The 505-nt window shown below is 64.6% G+C and carries 1 protein-coding gene; it reads left to right on the top strand.

The window, feature by feature from the left end; all coding sequences use genetic code 11:
• Nucleotides 1-505: IS91 family transposase (locus F2P44_RS34555; protein ID WP_167094617.1), on the top strand; the 505-nt coding region annotated here is incomplete at both ends.

Consider the following 505-nt stretch of genomic DNA (forward strand, 5'->3'; position numbering starts at 1 on the left):
CCCTTGAAGTTGCTGACATCTTTCGCCGCCACGGCCCTGCCTGGCGGCAGACGGAACGATTGAGCCTGGGCCAGCTCAAGGTGATGTCGGCCATCGAACAGTGCCGCAGTGCGGCGCTGGGAGGACACGCGCTGCACTGCGACGGTTGCGGTCAAGCGGAAATCGCCTATAACTCGTGCCGCAACCGCCATTGCCCGAAGTGTCAGGCCAGGGCTGCCAAGCGCTGGCTCGAAGCACGCCAGGCCGATTTGCTTCCGGTCGAGTACTACCATGTGGTGTTCACTTTGCCGGCCCCGATTGCGGCCATCGCCTGGTACCACAAGACCGTGGTGTATGGCCTGCTGTTCGATATCGCCGCTGGGACAATGCGCACCATCGTGGTGCTGCACACATGGGGCTCGGCACTGACCCACCATCCGCATGTGCACGGAATCGTCCCCGGCGGCGGCCTGGCGCCGGACGGCACACGCTGGATCGCCTGCAGGCGAGGTTTCTTCCTGCCGGT

It is taken from the genome of Massilia frigida (assembly GCF_011682175.1).
In the GTDB taxonomy this organism is placed as follows: domain Bacteria; phylum Pseudomonadota; class Gammaproteobacteria; order Burkholderiales; family Burkholderiaceae_D; genus Telluria_A; species Telluria_A frigida.